This window comes from uncultured Bradyrhizobium sp. (assembly GCF_947648125.1).
GTDB lineage: Bacteria > Pseudomonadota > Alphaproteobacteria > Rhizobiales > Xanthobacteraceae > Bradyrhizobium.
Genome location: NZ_CANSMR010000015.1, coordinates 20,487 through 33,400 on the forward strand (window position 1 = coordinate 20,487; position 12,914 = coordinate 33,400).

The 12,914-nt window shown below is 64.3% G+C and carries 11 protein-coding genes and 1 pseudogene; 8 read left to right on the plus strand and 4 right to left on the minus strand.

The features are described 5' to 3' along the window. From tmk to Q0030_RS24285, 7 genes are all read left to right on the plus strand, one after another. Complete coding sequence (gene tmk / locus Q0030_RS24255; RefSeq protein WP_298372524.1) at positions 1-687, plus strand: dTMP kinase; 687 nt, start codon at positions 1-3, stop codon at positions 685-687. After that, positions 684-1,724 (plus strand): DNA polymerase III subunit delta', encoded by a 1,041-nt coding sequence (locus tag Q0030_RS24260; RefSeq protein WP_298372526.1) that lies wholly within the window; start codon positions 684-686, stop codon positions 1,722-1,724. Before tmk ends, Q0030_RS24260 begins: the two co-directional genes overlap by 4 nt. Positions 1,725-1,844: 120 nt before the next feature. Further along, a complete protein-coding gene (metG, locus tag Q0030_RS24265) occupies positions 1,845-3,803 on the plus strand; it encodes a methionine--tRNA ligase (protein WP_298372527.1) in 1,959 nt (652 codons plus the stop codon). A 14-nt stretch (positions 3,804-3,817) separates the two neighbouring features. Further along, complete coding sequence (locus tag Q0030_RS24270; RefSeq protein WP_298372941.1) at positions 3,818-4,609, plus strand: TatD family hydrolase; 792 nt, start codon at positions 3,818-3,820, stop codon at positions 4,607-4,609. Continuing rightward, the gene (locus tag Q0030_RS24275; RefSeq protein WP_298372528.1) at positions 4,606-5,412 is read left to right on the plus strand and encodes an MBL fold metallo-hydrolase; all 807 of its coding nucleotides are present in this window, start codon (positions 4,606-4,608) and stop codon (positions 5,410-5,412) included. The genes Q0030_RS24270 and Q0030_RS24275 overlap by 4 nt, the downstream gene beginning before the upstream one ends. A 150-nt stretch (positions 5,413-5,562) precedes the next feature. Beyond that, positions 5,563-6,321: a nitroreductase family protein gene (locus Q0030_RS24280; RefSeq protein WP_298372530.1), complete on the plus strand. Its 759-nt coding sequence runs from the start codon at positions 5,563-5,565 to the stop codon at positions 6,319-6,321. Further along, on the plus strand, positions 6,302-6,769 hold the full coding sequence (locus Q0030_RS24285; protein ID WP_298372533.1) for a MarR family transcriptional regulator: 468 nt from the start codon (positions 6,302-6,304) through the stop codon (positions 6,767-6,769). The genes Q0030_RS24280 and Q0030_RS24285 overlap by 20 nt, the downstream gene beginning before the upstream one ends. A gap of 9 nt (positions 6,770-6,778) precedes the next feature. Here Q0030_RS24285 and Q0030_RS24290 read toward each other — a convergent pair whose 3' ends face one another. From Q0030_RS24290 to Q0030_RS24300, 3 genes are read right to left on the minus strand one after another with little or no spacing between them, the layout of a single operon-like run. Beyond that, on the minus strand, positions 6,779-8,428 hold the full coding sequence (locus Q0030_RS24290) for an acyl-CoA synthetase (protein ID WP_298372535.1): 1,650 nt from the start codon (positions 8,426-8,428) through the stop codon (positions 6,779-6,781). 25 nt (positions 8,429-8,453) lie between these two features. Further along, on the minus strand, positions 8,454-10,340 hold the full coding sequence (locus Q0030_RS24295; RefSeq protein WP_298372538.1) for a TRAP transporter large permease subunit: 1,887 nt from the start codon (positions 10,338-10,340) through the stop codon (positions 8,454-8,456). 34 nt (positions 10,341-10,374) lie between these two features. Further along, complete coding sequence (locus tag Q0030_RS24300) at positions 10,375-11,394, minus strand: TRAP transporter substrate-binding protein (RefSeq protein ID WP_298372542.1); 1,020 nt, start codon at positions 11,392-11,394, stop codon at positions 10,375-10,377. Between the two features lie 545 nt (positions 11,395-11,939). On the opposite strand from Q0030_RS24300, the pseudogene Q0030_RS24305 reads away from it, so the two are divergent. After that, positions 11,940-12,017 (plus strand): annotated as a pseudogene (locus Q0030_RS24305) (DUF892 family protein); the annotation flags it as partial. 141 nt (positions 12,018-12,158) lie between these two features. Here Q0030_RS24305 and Q0030_RS24310 read toward each other — a convergent pair. Continuing rightward, a complete protein-coding gene (locus tag Q0030_RS24310) occupies positions 12,159-12,860 on the minus strand; it encodes a L,D-transpeptidase (RefSeq protein WP_298372947.1) in 702 nt (233 codons plus the stop codon). Positions 12,861-12,914: the final 54 nt, after the last annotated feature.

Here is a 12,914-nt window from a genome sequence, read left to right on the forward strand (position 1 = left end):
ATGGCGGAAGCAGCAGTCCAACGGCCGAGCTTGCGCGGTCGCTTCATCACCTTTGAGGGCGGCGAGGGATCGGGGAAATCGACCCAGATCCGCAAGCTCGCCGAACGGCTCGATGTCGCCAAGCTGCGTGTGATCGTGACCCGTGAGCCCGGCGGCTCGCCCGGGGCCGAGATCATTCGTCACCTCGTGCTGTCGGGGATGGGCAAGCTGCTCGGGCCGGAAGCCGAGACGCTGCTGTTTGCCGCCGCGCGTGACGACCATGTCCGCACCGTGATCCTGCCGGCGCTCAACCAGGGCATCTGGGTTCTGTGCGATCGCTTCTTCGATTCCACGCGCGCCTATCAAGGCCAGCTTGGGCAGGTGCCGGCCGGCCTCGTCAATGCCATGCAACGCGTCACCATCGGCGATCTCAAGCCCGACCTGACCTTCATCCTCGATGTGCCGGTTGAGGTCGGGTTGCAGCGCGCCGCCATGCGCCGCGGCAATGCCACGGCGGATCGTTTCGAAGCCGAGGGCATCAAGTTCCATCGGGATTTGCGTGACGCCTACCGCCGGATCGCCGCCGAAGACCCGGAGCGCTGCGTGCTAATCGACTCGACGGCCGATCAGGACACGGTCGCGGCCCGGATATGGACCGCGCTGCGCGAGCATCTGCGCGCAACGCTCACCGCAGACACTTCCGCATGAGCGCACGCAAGGTCGAACAGGAGAACCCCGCTCGCCACCCGCGCGAAACGCCCGATCTGTTCGGGCATCGCGAGGCGGAGACCGCGTTGCTCGATGCCTATCGCAGCGGACGAATTCCGCATGCCTGGCTGATCGGCGGCGCGCAGGGCATCGGCAAGGCGACTCTGGCCTACCGCATGGCGCGGTTCGTGCTGGCGTTCCGCAATCCGAAGTCGTCTCAGGTGCAGGCGGCGCCGACGCTGCGGGTCGATCCGTCCGATCCGGTGGCGCGCCAGATCACGGCGGGCGCCCATGGCGGGCTGCTGGTGCTGGAGCGTGGCCTCAACGATCGCGGCGTGATGCGCACCGTGATCACGGTCGACGAGACGCGCGAGACGATCTCGTTCTTCGGCTCGACCGCCGCGGTCGACGGCTGGCGGGTCTGCATCGTCGATACGGTCGACGAGCTCAATCCCAATGCCGCGAACGCGCTGCTGAAGATCCTCGAGGAGCCGCCGCAGCAATCGCTGTTCCTGCTGGTCAGCCACGCGCCGTCACGGGTGCTGCCCACCATCCTGTCCCGCTGCCGCAAATTGCTGCTGCGGCCGCTGGAGACGGGCGATGTGGTGCGCGCGGCCGCGGCCGCAACCGACATCGAGGCCGACGATCCTGCGCTGGCGGAAGCCGCGGCAGCGTCCGAGGGCAGCGTCGGGCGGGCGCTATCGCTGCTCGGCGGCGACGCGCTCAAGCTGCAGCAACGCACGGCCGCGCTGCTGGCAACGCTTCCGAGCGTCGATCCGCGCGAGCTGCACGCGCTGGGCGATGCACTCGGCACCAGTGACCGCGTCGCGCTTGCCGCCTTCATCGACGGCATCGATCGCTGGATGAGCGAGCGCATGCGAACTGGCGATGCCAATGCCAATCTGCCGCGCCTTGCACGGCTGGCGGAGGTATGGGAAAAGATCGTCCGCGCCGCGCGCGATACCGAAGCCTACAATCTGGAGCGCAAGCCGCTGGTTTTCTCGGTGTTTTCGATGCTCGCGGACGCGACCCGATAGACGCCAAGTCTGAAAACAATCTGTCTGAATGCGCACTCGTCCGAAAACACACTCATCCGAAGACACATCCGTCTGACAACACTCCCGACAATCTCGTTTCGATCTGCAAAGGATTCCGTGGTGGCGACCGCTAAGAAGAAATCGTCGAAGAAAGCCAAGAAGACGAAGAAGGCATCGCCCGCTCGCGCGACCAGGAAAGCCATGGCGAAGTCGCGTGCGACCAAGACCAAGAAGGGTGGGCGCGTTACCAAGAAGGGGAAGAAAGCCACCAAGGCCAAGACAGGAGCCAAGAAGTCGACTGCGAAGAAGGTCGCCAAAAAGGCCGTCAAGAAGGTTGCGAAGAAGGCGGCCAAGAAGACTACCGCGAAAGCCGCCAAGGCTCCGCCGAAGAAGGCAGTTGCTGCAGCCGCACCCGTTGCAACGAAACCTGCTCCTCCGAAGCCTCTGGCTGCCCCGAAGGCGCCAGCCGTTCGCGCGCCGAAGCGAGCCAAGGCCGCGGCGGCTCCTGCGCCTGCAGCCGCTTCCGCGCCGACCCCAGACCGCGGCAACGCCTACTACATCACGACCGCGATCGCTTATCCGAACGGCCAGCCGCATATCGGCCACGCCTATGAGGCGATCGCGACCGATGCGCTGGCGCGCTTCCAGCGGCTCGACGGCAAGGATGTGTTCTTCCTGACCGGCACCGACGAGCACGGACAGAAAATGATCCAGACCGCGGCCGGCGAGGGGATGACGCCGTACGATCTCGCGACCCGCAACGCCGCACGCTTCAAGGAGATGGACGAACGGCTCAACGTCTCGTTCAACCGATTCATCCGCACCTCGGAAGAGCAGCACCACCGCTCCAGCCAGGCAATCTGGCAGCGGATGGCTGACAATGGCGACATCTATATCGACGCCTATGCCGGCTGGTACTCGGTGCGCGACGAGGCCTATTACGCTGAGGATGAGACCACAGTCGGCGAGGACAATGTCCGCCGTGGCCCGCAGGGCACGCCGGTCGAATGGGTCGAGGAGAAGAGCTACTTCTTCAAGCTCTCGGCCTACCAGGACAAGCTGTTGCAGCTCTATGAGAGCCAACCCGATTTCATCGGCCCGGATTCGCGCCGCAACGAGGTGATGAGCTTTGTGCGGGGCGGGCTCAAGGATCTCTCGATCTCCCGCACCACCTTCGACTGGGGCGTCAAGGTCCCGAGCGATCCCGAGCACGTGATGTATGTCTGGGTCGATGCGCTGACCAACTACATCACCGGCGTCGGCTATCCCGACGAGAGCGACAAGCACTGGCGCTACTGGCCGGCCGATGTGCACATCATCGGCAAGGACATCATCCGCTTCCACGCGGTGTACTGGCCGGCCTTCCTGATGTCGGCGGGCATCCCGTTGCAAAGGCGCGTCTATGCGCACGGCTTCCTGTTCAACAGGGGCGAGAAGATGTCGAAGTCGGTCGGCAACGTGGTCGATCCCTTCAATCTCGCCGATCAGTACGGCGTCGACCAGGTGCGCTACTTCTTCCTGCGCGAGGTGCCGTTCGGCCAGGACGGCAACTACAACCACGAGGCCATCGTCGCGCGTATCAATGCCGACCTCGCCAACGATTTTGGCAATCTCGCGCAGCGTTCGCTGTCGATGATCGCCAAGCAATTGGGCGGCGTGCTGCCGGAGCCCGGCGAGTTCAGCGACACCGACAAGGCGATCCTGGCGCAGGCCGATGCCATGCTGGAGACGTCGCGGACCGCGATGGCGACGCAGCAGATTCATCAATGGCTCAACACAGTGTGGGCCGTGGTCGCCGAAGCCAATCGCTACTTTGCCGGCGAGGCGCCGTGGGCCTTGGCGAAGACCGATCCGGCGCGCCAGAAGACGGTGCTCTATGTCACCGCCGAAGTGGTGCGACAGATCGCGATCATGGCGCAGGCGGTGATGCCGGAATCCTGCGGCAAGATGCTCGACAGCCTCGGCATATCAGTGGATGCGCGCAGCTTTGCCACGATCGCCGAGCGGATCAGGCCGGGTACCGTCCTGCCGGCGCCCGTCGGCGTATTCCCGCGCTACGTGGAACCGAAGACCGAGTGAGTGGTTCGAAATTCATGCTGGTCGACAGTCACTGCCATCTCGATTTCCCTGATTTCGCCGACGATCTCGACGGGATCGTCGGGCGCGCCGAAGCGGCTGGCATCGGCCGCATGGTCACGATCTCGACCCGGGTGAAGCGGCTCGGCGGCCTGCTTGCGATCACGGAACGCTTTCCCGACGTCTACTGCTCGGTCGGCACCCATCCGCATCACGCCGACGAAGAGGACGGCATCCCGGCCAGCGAACTACTCGAGCTGACCAAGCATCCGAAAGTCGTGGCACTCGGCGAAGCGGGGCTCGATTACTTCTATGAGCATGGCTCGCGCGAGGCGCAGGAGCGCGGCTTTCGTGCGCATATCGCTGCGGCGCGCGAAACCGGCCTGCCGCTTGTCATTCACACCCGGGAGGCCGACGAGGATTGCGGCCGCATCCTGGAGGATGAGATCGCGAAGGGGCCGTTCAAGGCGGTTCTGCACTGCTACACCGGCGGCCGTGAGCTCGCGATGAAGGCGATCGCGCTCGGGCTGTCGATCTCGTTCACGGGCATCCTGACCTTCAAGAAGTCGGACGCCTTGCGCGCGCTGGCCGCCGAGCTGCCGGCCGATCGCATCATGGTCGAGACCGACGCGCCGTATCTTGCGCCCGGCAAATTCCGCGGCAAGCGCAACGAGCCGTCCTACGTCGTCGAGGTCGCCAAGGTGCTCGCCGAAACACGCGGCGTCTCCCTCGAGGAGATCTCGCGGCAGACCACTGAAAACTTCTTCCGGCTGTTCTCCAAGGTGCCGGCGCCGAAGGTTGCTGCATGACGCTGACACTGACCATTCTGGGCTGCGGCTCTTCCGCCGGCGTGCCACGTCCGGCGCTCGGTTGGGGCGCCTGCGATCCCAACAATCCCAGGAATCGCCGCCGACGCTGCTCGATCATGGCCGAGCGCACCATGGAACACGGCACCACGCGGGTCGTGATCGATACCTCGCCTGATCTGCGTGAGCAGCTGATCGACGGCAATGTCGAGCATATCGACGCGGTGTTCCTGACCCATGAGCATGCCGACCAGACCCACGGCATCGACGATCTGCGCTCGGTGGTGCTGCACCAGCGCCGCCGCATCCCGGTCTACTTCAACCAGTCGACCGCCAAGGACATCATGGCGCGGTTCTCCTACTGCTTCATCTCACCGGAAGGCAGCGACTATCCGCCGATCCTGACCCGGCATTCGATCGAGGCCGGCGAGAGCCACTCGGTGCAAGGGAAGGGCGGTCCGCTCAAGCTCGAGGCCTTCCTGGTGCAGCATGGCCAGATTCCCGCGCTCGGCTACCGCATCGGCGATGCCGCCTACACGCCCGATCTCCACGACATTCCCGCGGAGAGCTGGCCGGCGCTGGAAGGTCTCGATCTCTGGATCGTCGACGGCCTGCGCTATGCGCAGCATCCCAGTCATTTCAGTGTTGCGGACGCGCTGTCGTGGATCGAGCGCTTCAAGCCGAAGCGCGCGGTCATCACCAACATGCATTCCGACCTCGACTACGAGGTGCTGCGGCAGAGCCTGCCGGCCGGCGTGATCCCGGCCTATGACGGCATGCGTCTGACGCTCGATCGGGCAGGCTGAAACCTCACACATCGCAGAGCTAGCCGGACTTGGGCGCCCATCGCGGGCGCACGGTTCCGCGCGTCAATGATCGCCCGGCGCTGCTATCGGGCATTGACCTCTTGTGAATTATCGATATCGTTATGATCATAACAATATCGGGAGGCCTCGATGGCGGAAGCTATGGCAGTGCGGGACTACACCGATCGCACGCGATATGACGCGCTGATGGACGTCGTGAAGAACCGCCTGACGACCCGGGCGTTCGACTCCAGTTACGTGATGCCGCCGGAGCATTACGACATGATCCTGGAGGCCGCGCGGCACGCACCGTCGGGCGCCAATGCGCAACCCTGGCATTTCATTGCGGTCACCGATCAGGACCTCAAGAACCGGATCACGGAGTATTTCCGCGAGGAGCAGGTCGCCCGCGCCCGGCTCAAGATGAAGTTTCCGACGCCCGATTATCGCGGCCTCGCGTCGGCCCCCGGCTTCATCGTCGTCGCCAGCGACTTCCGCTGGGTCAGGGCGTTTCCGGTGCTCAACGACGGCTCCGAACTCGACAAGATGTACAAGGAGAATGCCGAGCGGATCCTGCTGCAGAGCGTGGCGGCGGCAACGATGTCGGCGCATCTGGCGGCGGCCGCGCTCGGCTATAACGTCTGGTGGGTGACCGCGATCGGGCAGGAGAAGGCGCAGCAGGCGATGAAGCCGCTGCTCGGCATTCCCGAGGAATTATCCGTGCTCGACATCATGTGCTTCGGTCCGCCCGCGAAGCCGCCGTACAAGCGCTGGAAGAAGAGCCTGGCCGATATCAGCAATCGGAACAGGTTCGATGATCAGCACTTCATGACCGAAGCCCAGATCGACGAATGGGTGTCGACCACGCGCCACAAGGTGATGTACCGGGATGCCGAGAACGTCGACTAAGGCAGCGGCACCGGTCCGGCGCGTTGCGTCGGACTACCGGCTGGAGGACCAGGTCGGCTTCCTGCTACGCAAGGCGTATCAGCGCGCCTCGTCCAACCTGGTCGACCGGATCGGCTCCTACGACCTGACGGCTCCGCAATATGCCACGCTGGCCCGGCTCTATGAGCGCGGGGCGCTGTCGCAGAACCTGCTCGGGCGGCTGGTTGCGATGGAGCCCGCCAATATCCGCGACGTCGTGCTGCGGCTGAAGAAGCGGCGCCTGGTTGCGACCCGGCGCGATGCGACCGACAAGCGGCTGATCCTGATCGACCTGACCGCGGCCGGCGTGGCGCTGGTCGAGCAGCTGATCCCGATCGAGATCGAATGCACCGCGACCACGCTGGCGCCGCTCAAGGCCGACCAGAGGCGACTGCTGTACGAACTGCTCGGCCGCCTTGCGGAGGGCTGAGCCCGCCGCTCAGGCCGAGATCGCCTTGGCCGATCCGACCTGGTTGCGCAGCAGGAATTTCTGGATCTTGCCCGTGGAGGTCTTCGGGATCACGCCGAACACCACTGACTTCGGCGTCTTGAAGCCCGACATGTGCTCGCGGCAATAGGCGATGATCTCGGCCTCGGTCACCTTGGCGCCGTCCTTCAGCTCGAGGAAGGCGCAGGGCACTTCGCCCCATTTCGGATCGGGCTTCGCGACAACAGCGGCAAACAGCACGGCCGGGTGCTTGTAGAGGATATCCTCCACCTCGACCGAGGAGACGTTCTCGCCGCCGGAGATGATGATGTCTTTCGAGCGGTCCTTGATGATGACGTAGCCGTGCTCGTCGAGCACGCCGAGATCGCCGGTATGAAACCAGCCGCCGGCGAAGGCTTCCTGCGTCGCCTTCTCGTTCTTCAGATAGCCCTTCATCACGATGTTGCCGCGGAACATGACCTCGCCGATGGTCTCGCCGTCGCGCGGCACCTCGCGCATCGTCTCGGGATCGAGCACGGTGACGTCTTCCTGCAGCGGATAGGCCACGCCCTGACGCCGCTTCAGCTGCGCGCGCGCATCGGCCGACAACTCGTCCCAGCCCGGTTGCTCGGCACAAACGGAGGCGGGGCCATAGACTTCGGTCAGCCCATAGACATGGGTCAGCTTGATGCCGATGCGCTCGGCGCCTTCGAGCACTGCGACCGGCGGCGCGGCGCCCGCGATCAGACCGACGACGGGCTTCGCCTTGCCGCCCGTCGGCGCATCGGGCGCGTTGATCAGCGTGTTGTAGACGATCGGCGCGCCGCACATGTGGGTGACGCCGTGCTTCGGGATCAGCTCAAAGATCTTTGCCGGATCGACCTTGCGCAGGCAGACATTGACGCCGGCGGTCGCCGCGATCGTCCAGGGGAAGCACCAGCCGTTGCAGTGAAACATCGGCAGCGTCCAGAGATAGACCGGATGCTGGCCGAGATTGCCGGCGAGGATGTTACTGACGGCGTTGAGATAGGCGCCGCGGTGATGGGTCACGACGCCCTTCGGATTGCCCGTCGTGCCCGACGTGTAGCTCAGCGCGATCGCATCCCATTCGTCGGCCGGCGGCCGCTCCACAAATGCGGGATCGCCGGAGGCGACCGCCGCTTCATACTCGATCTCGCCGATCCGCTTGCCGCCGGCGAAGGCGGCGTCATCGACGTCGATCACGAACGGCTTCGCGCCCGTCATCAGGGTCAGGGCTTCCGCGATCACGCCGGAGAATTCGGGGTCGACCAGGATGATCCTGGCGCCGCCATGGTCGAGCTGGAATGCGATCGACGCTGCATCGAGGCGGATGTTCAGCGCATTCAGCACCGCGCCGGTCATCGGCACCGCGAAATGCAGCTCGTTCATCGCCGGGATGTTCGGCAGCATCGCGGCGACCGTATCGCCATGCCCGATGCCATGGCTTGCGAGATAGGACGCAAAGCGCTTGCAGCGCTGGTAGGTCTCCTTCCAGGTGAAGCTGCGGCCCTCATAGACCGCGCTGAGATGGTCGGGATAGACGGCGGCCGAGCGCGCCAGGAAGCTCAGCGGCGTCAGCGGCACGTAGTTGGCGGGCGTCTTGTCGAGCCCGATCGAGTACTGGTTTTGAGCTGCACTCATGGCTCTATCCCATCCGCAAGGTGCTTTAAAGGAAACCGATCGATATCCAGGGGAAGATGGCGACGATGATCAGGCCGATCAACAACGCCAGCATGTAACCCCAGATCGGCCGGATACCCTCGGCCGGATCGACGCGCCCGATGGCGCAGGCGGCATAATAGCCGACGCCGAACGGCGGCGCGAACAGTCCGATGCCCATCGCCAGGATGATGATCATGGCGTAGTGCACCTCGTGAACGCCAACCTGGCGCGCAATCGGAAACAGCAGCGGCCCGAACAGCACGATCGCCGGAATGCCTTCCAGCACGCTGCCAAGGATCACGAAGGCCAGGATCGAGACCGCGATGAAGGTCGCCGAGCCGCCCGGCAGCCCGGTCATCGCCGCCGCCAGTGCCCGCGAGAAGCCGGACTGGGTCAGGCCCCAGGCCATGCCGGTCGCGGTGCCGATGATGAACAGGATCGCGCCCGACAGGCACGCCGTGTCGATCAGAATCGGCACCAGCCGCCGCCAGTTGAACTGGCGGTAGATCAACAGGCCGATGACGAAGGCGTAGACGATGCCGATCGTCGAGACTTCGGTCGCAGTGGCGATGCCTTCGACCACCGCGTAGCGGATCACGAAGGGCAGGGCCAATGCGGGCAGGGCGAACACCAACGCCTTGCCGATCTCGCTGCCCGTGGCGCGCTGGACGTGGCTCAAGTCCTCGCCGCGATAGCGCCACCACACCAGCGCCGACAGCGTGATTGCCAGCACGACGCCCGGCAACAGGCCGCCGGTGAACAGCGCCGAGATCGAGACGCCGGTGACCGAGCCGATCGTGATCAGCACGAGGCTCGGCGGAATGGTTTCGGTCTGCGCGCCGGTGGCGGCGAGCAGGGCGACCAGATCGCCCGGCTTGGCGCCGCGCTCTTTCATTTCCGGAAACAGCACAGGTGCGACGGCGGCCATGTCGGCGGCCTTCGATCCGGAGATGCCGGACACCAGGTACATTGCGCCGACCAGCACGTAATGCAGGCCGCCGCGGACATGCCCGAGCAGGCTCGCCAGGAACGCCACCATCGCGCGCGCCATGCCGGTCATCTCGATCAGCAGGCCGAGGAAGACGAACAGCGGCACCGACAGCAGGATCAGGTGGCTCATGCCCTCGTCCATCCGGCCGACCAGCACCATCAGCGGCGTCCGCGTCGTCAGCGCCAGATAGCCGAAGATCGCCATGCCGAAGGCAAAGCCGATCGGCACACCGGCGAACACGCAGAAGCCGACGACGCCGACGAAGAAGATGATCAGGTTGAGGTTGCCGAGCGGCCGCAACATCGGCTGCGCCAGCCAGAACACGCCGATCAGCGCGACGACGGTCAGCGCCGCCAGCAGGAATGTTTTGAAGTCGCCGACCCGCGCCAGCCGCAGCAGCGCGAACAGCGCCATCAGGCAGATGCCGACCGGCAGCGCCGCCGCGCGCCAGGTGTTGGAAATCTGCAGCGCCGGCGTGGTGATGAAGCTTTCCTCGTAGGCATATTCGTAGGCCGGCCGGACGATCAGGATCAGGAACGCGAGCGCGGCGCAGGTCGCGACGACGTCGAGATAGGCCCACAGCCTCGGCCCGGCGCTCGCGACCAGCGCCGTCATCCGCATGTGCTCACCGCGGCGGAACGCCACCGCGGACCCGAGCATCGCAAGCCACAGGAACAGGATCGACGCCAGTTCGTCGGACCAGATCAGCGGCGCATGCAGCACGTAGCGCGACACCACGCCGGCGAACAGGATCACGACCTCGGCGACCACAAGGATCGCCGCCGGGATTTCGACCAGCCATCCGAGCGCAGCCTCGATGGAACCGACAACAGAGCGGCGGCGAGGGGGCTGTGACGCCGCCTCGCCGGCCACGGCCGGCGTCATCTCGACATGAGCCATGGCAATCCTCCTGGCACGCCTCCCGCTTGATCGATCAGGACAGTTTGCCGACGGACTTCTCAAGCAGATCCCAGGCCTTCTCGCCGTACTTGCCCTTCCACTCGGCGTAGAAGCCGGCAGAGCGCAGCTTGTCGCGGAACGGCCCGACCTCGGGCTGGTTGAAGACGAGGCCCTTGCCGGTAAGCTCCTGCTTCACGGTGGCGTTGAGCTTCTCGGTGTCCTCGCGCTCCTTGACGGCGGCCGCGTTGACGTGCTTGGCGACGATGGTCTTGATATCGTCCGGCAAAGCCGCCCAGGCACGACGGTTCATCAGGAACCAGAAGCCGTCCCACATGTGGTTGGTCAGCGAGCAATACTTCTGGACTTCGTACAGCTTCGCCGTCGAGATCAGCGCCAGCGGGTTTTCCTGGCCCTCGACGATCTTGGTCTGTAGCGCCGAATAGACCTCGCTGAAATTGATCGAGGCGGGCGATGCATCGAACGCCTTGAACATCGAGGTCCACAGCGGCGACACCGGCACGCGGATCTTGAAGCCCTTGAGATCGTCAGGACCGTTGATCGGCTTGGTCGACGACGTGGTCTGGCGGAAGCCGTTGTCCCAGATCTTGTCCATGACCTCGAGGCCGGCCTTCTTGATCTCGCCGCGGACATAGGCACCGAGGTCGCCATCCATGGCCTTCCAGACCGTGGGATAGTCAGGGAATGCGAAACCGATACCGTTGATCGAAGCCGCCGGCACCAGGGTCGCCAGGATCAGGCCGGACAACGTGAAGAACTCGACGCCGCCGGAGCGCACCTGGCTCAGCACGTCGGTATCCGAGCCGAGCTGGTTGTTCGGGAACACCTGCAGGTCGAACCGGCCGTTGGTCTCGGTCTTGATCGCCGCGGACATCTCCCGGGCGCGAGCCACCAGCGGGTGCGATTCCGGCAGGTTGTTGGCGAACTTGTAAGAGAACTCGGCCGACTGGGCGCGCGCGACATACGGCGCGCCAATTCCGCCCAGGACGGCGGAAGCGGCGGAAACCTTCAGCAGCGTGCGTCGTGAAAAGCTCATTGGGTTTGCTCCCTCGAGAGGCTTGTTGTTGTTCTGAGATGCCATCCTATACGGACCTGATGCCGCGGGGTCACCAGCGATCTCTGCACAGCTGGCGCTTATTGCAGCGTCCGTACGCCGCGGCAATATCGGCTTTCTGACGAGACGCGTGGGCGTGGATCGCTGTGGTGGCCGGGCGAGCCGAACCAACGACCGGCACGACGCCAAGCTGCGAGCCGGTGCGAAGATTTCCCACTAAATAACTGATCTAATTGTAGATATAAATATTCCATAATATACCTTATGCGAATTTCGGATATGGAAGCCGATCCGGCTTGGCGGCCCAGCCGTGGCTTCCCCTATACGGTTCGCATTTCATCCCATGAGGCCGTTTCATCCCATAGGGCCGTCGCAACGCATCCTATAAGACCGTCGCGTTCGGGCGCAGCGATCATCGGCTCTGCGATCCCTAAGGTCGCTCCTGGTATGTCCGGCTGGCCACGGAGTTGGGCGATATCCTTGCGACGTCAGCGAGACGCCGGTGTCGGTCATAGCCGCGGCCGCGGGTGAAGACACTGCCGAAGATGGCGAAGGCGGCACAATCGAAAGACCTGCGGAAGGCTTTCACCAAGCATCTGCGCGAATAGCCGGATCGCGCTGACCGGATACGCGCGCGCCTTCGATGCAGAAAGCGCGTCATATTCTCTTGTCCGCATCGTGCGTGATTGCGATCCCCTGCGACGGCCGCCTGCTCCGATGCGAGCGCATCCTCGGCCTGCCGTTACCTAGGCCGGGAGCACGATCACCTTCGTTTTGAGCGGCGTTCGCGAATAGAGGTCGATCATGTCCTGACTGAGGAGGCCGGTACAGCCGCTCGTAATGCCGTTCCCGATCGTTTCGGGGTCGCTGGTGCTATAGATCGTGTAAAGCGTGTACGCCCCGTTTTGATAGAGGTAGAGCACGCGGGCGCCGAGTGGATTGTCGAGACCTCCCGGCATGCCGCGAGCATATTTGCCCGCCTCCGGCTGGCGCGCGATCATCTCCTTGGGTGGCGTCCAGGTAGGCCATTCGGCTTTGCGCCCGACATAAGCCTCCCCGCTCCACCGGAATCCATCGCGGCCGACATTGGCGCCATAGCGGGTCGCGTTTCCCTCTCCTTCAATGCGGTAAACATAGTACTTGCTGGGATCGATGATGATCGTACCGGGTGCCTCATCGCTGTCGTAGCGCACTGTCTTGCGAAAATATTGCGGTTTGACCTTGCTAACATCGACCGCGGGGATCGGGAATTTCTCGTCAGGCACGGGCCCGTAGACTTTCTCAGCCTCGGCCAGGCTCATGTAGTCGGATGCACAACCGGCCAGGCCCAGTGCGGCAAGACCGGCAGCGGAGCCGAATAGAAACGCCCGGCGGTTGAGACGCGGCGAACGAGGCCCAGACAGAGCGCCCTTGCCCATCGCGCCGGCAATTCCACGGTCCATGATCATGATTTCGGGTTTTCCGAGATTTTCCAAAAGGCGCGACAATCTAATGTCGGGGAA

Bases quoted from the DNA above. Each gene is read 5' to 3' on its own strand.
- Q0030_RS24295 (WP_298372538.1), bottom strand. From the start codon at position 10,340: ATGGCTCATGTCGAGATGACGCCGGCCGTGGCCGGCGAGGCGGCGTCA.
- Q0030_RS24270 (WP_298372941.1), top strand. From the start codon at position 3,818: ATGCTGGTCGACAGTCACTGCCATCTCGATTTCCCTGATTTCGCCGAC.
- tmk (WP_298372524.1), top strand. From the start codon at position 1: ATGGCGGAAGCAGCAGTCCAACGGCCGAGCTTGCGCGGTCGCTTCATC.
- Q0030_RS24275 (WP_298372528.1), top strand. From the start codon at position 4,606: ATGACGCTGACACTGACCATTCTGGGCTGCGGCTCTTCCGCCGGCGTG.
- Q0030_RS24290 (WP_298372535.1), bottom strand. From the start codon at position 8,428: ATGAGTGCAGCTCAAAACCAGTACTCGATCGGGCTCGACAAGACGCCC.
- Q0030_RS24300 (WP_298372542.1), bottom strand. From the start codon at position 11,394: ATGAGCTTTTCACGACGCACGCTGCTGAAGGTTTCCGCCGCTTCCGCC.
- Q0030_RS24285 (WP_298372533.1), top strand. From the start codon at position 6,302: ATGCCGAGAACGTCGACTAAGGCAGCGGCACCGGTCCGGCGCGTTGCG.
- Q0030_RS24280 (WP_298372530.1), top strand. From the start codon at position 5,563: ATGGCGGAAGCTATGGCAGTGCGGGACTACACCGATCGCACGCGATAT.
- Q0030_RS24310 (WP_298372947.1), bottom strand. From the start codon at position 12,860: ATGATCATGGACCGTGGAATTGCCGGCGCGATGGGCAAGGGCGCTCTG.
- Q0030_RS24260 (WP_298372526.1), top strand. From the start codon at position 684: ATGAGCGCACGCAAGGTCGAACAGGAGAACCCCGCTCGCCACCCGCGC.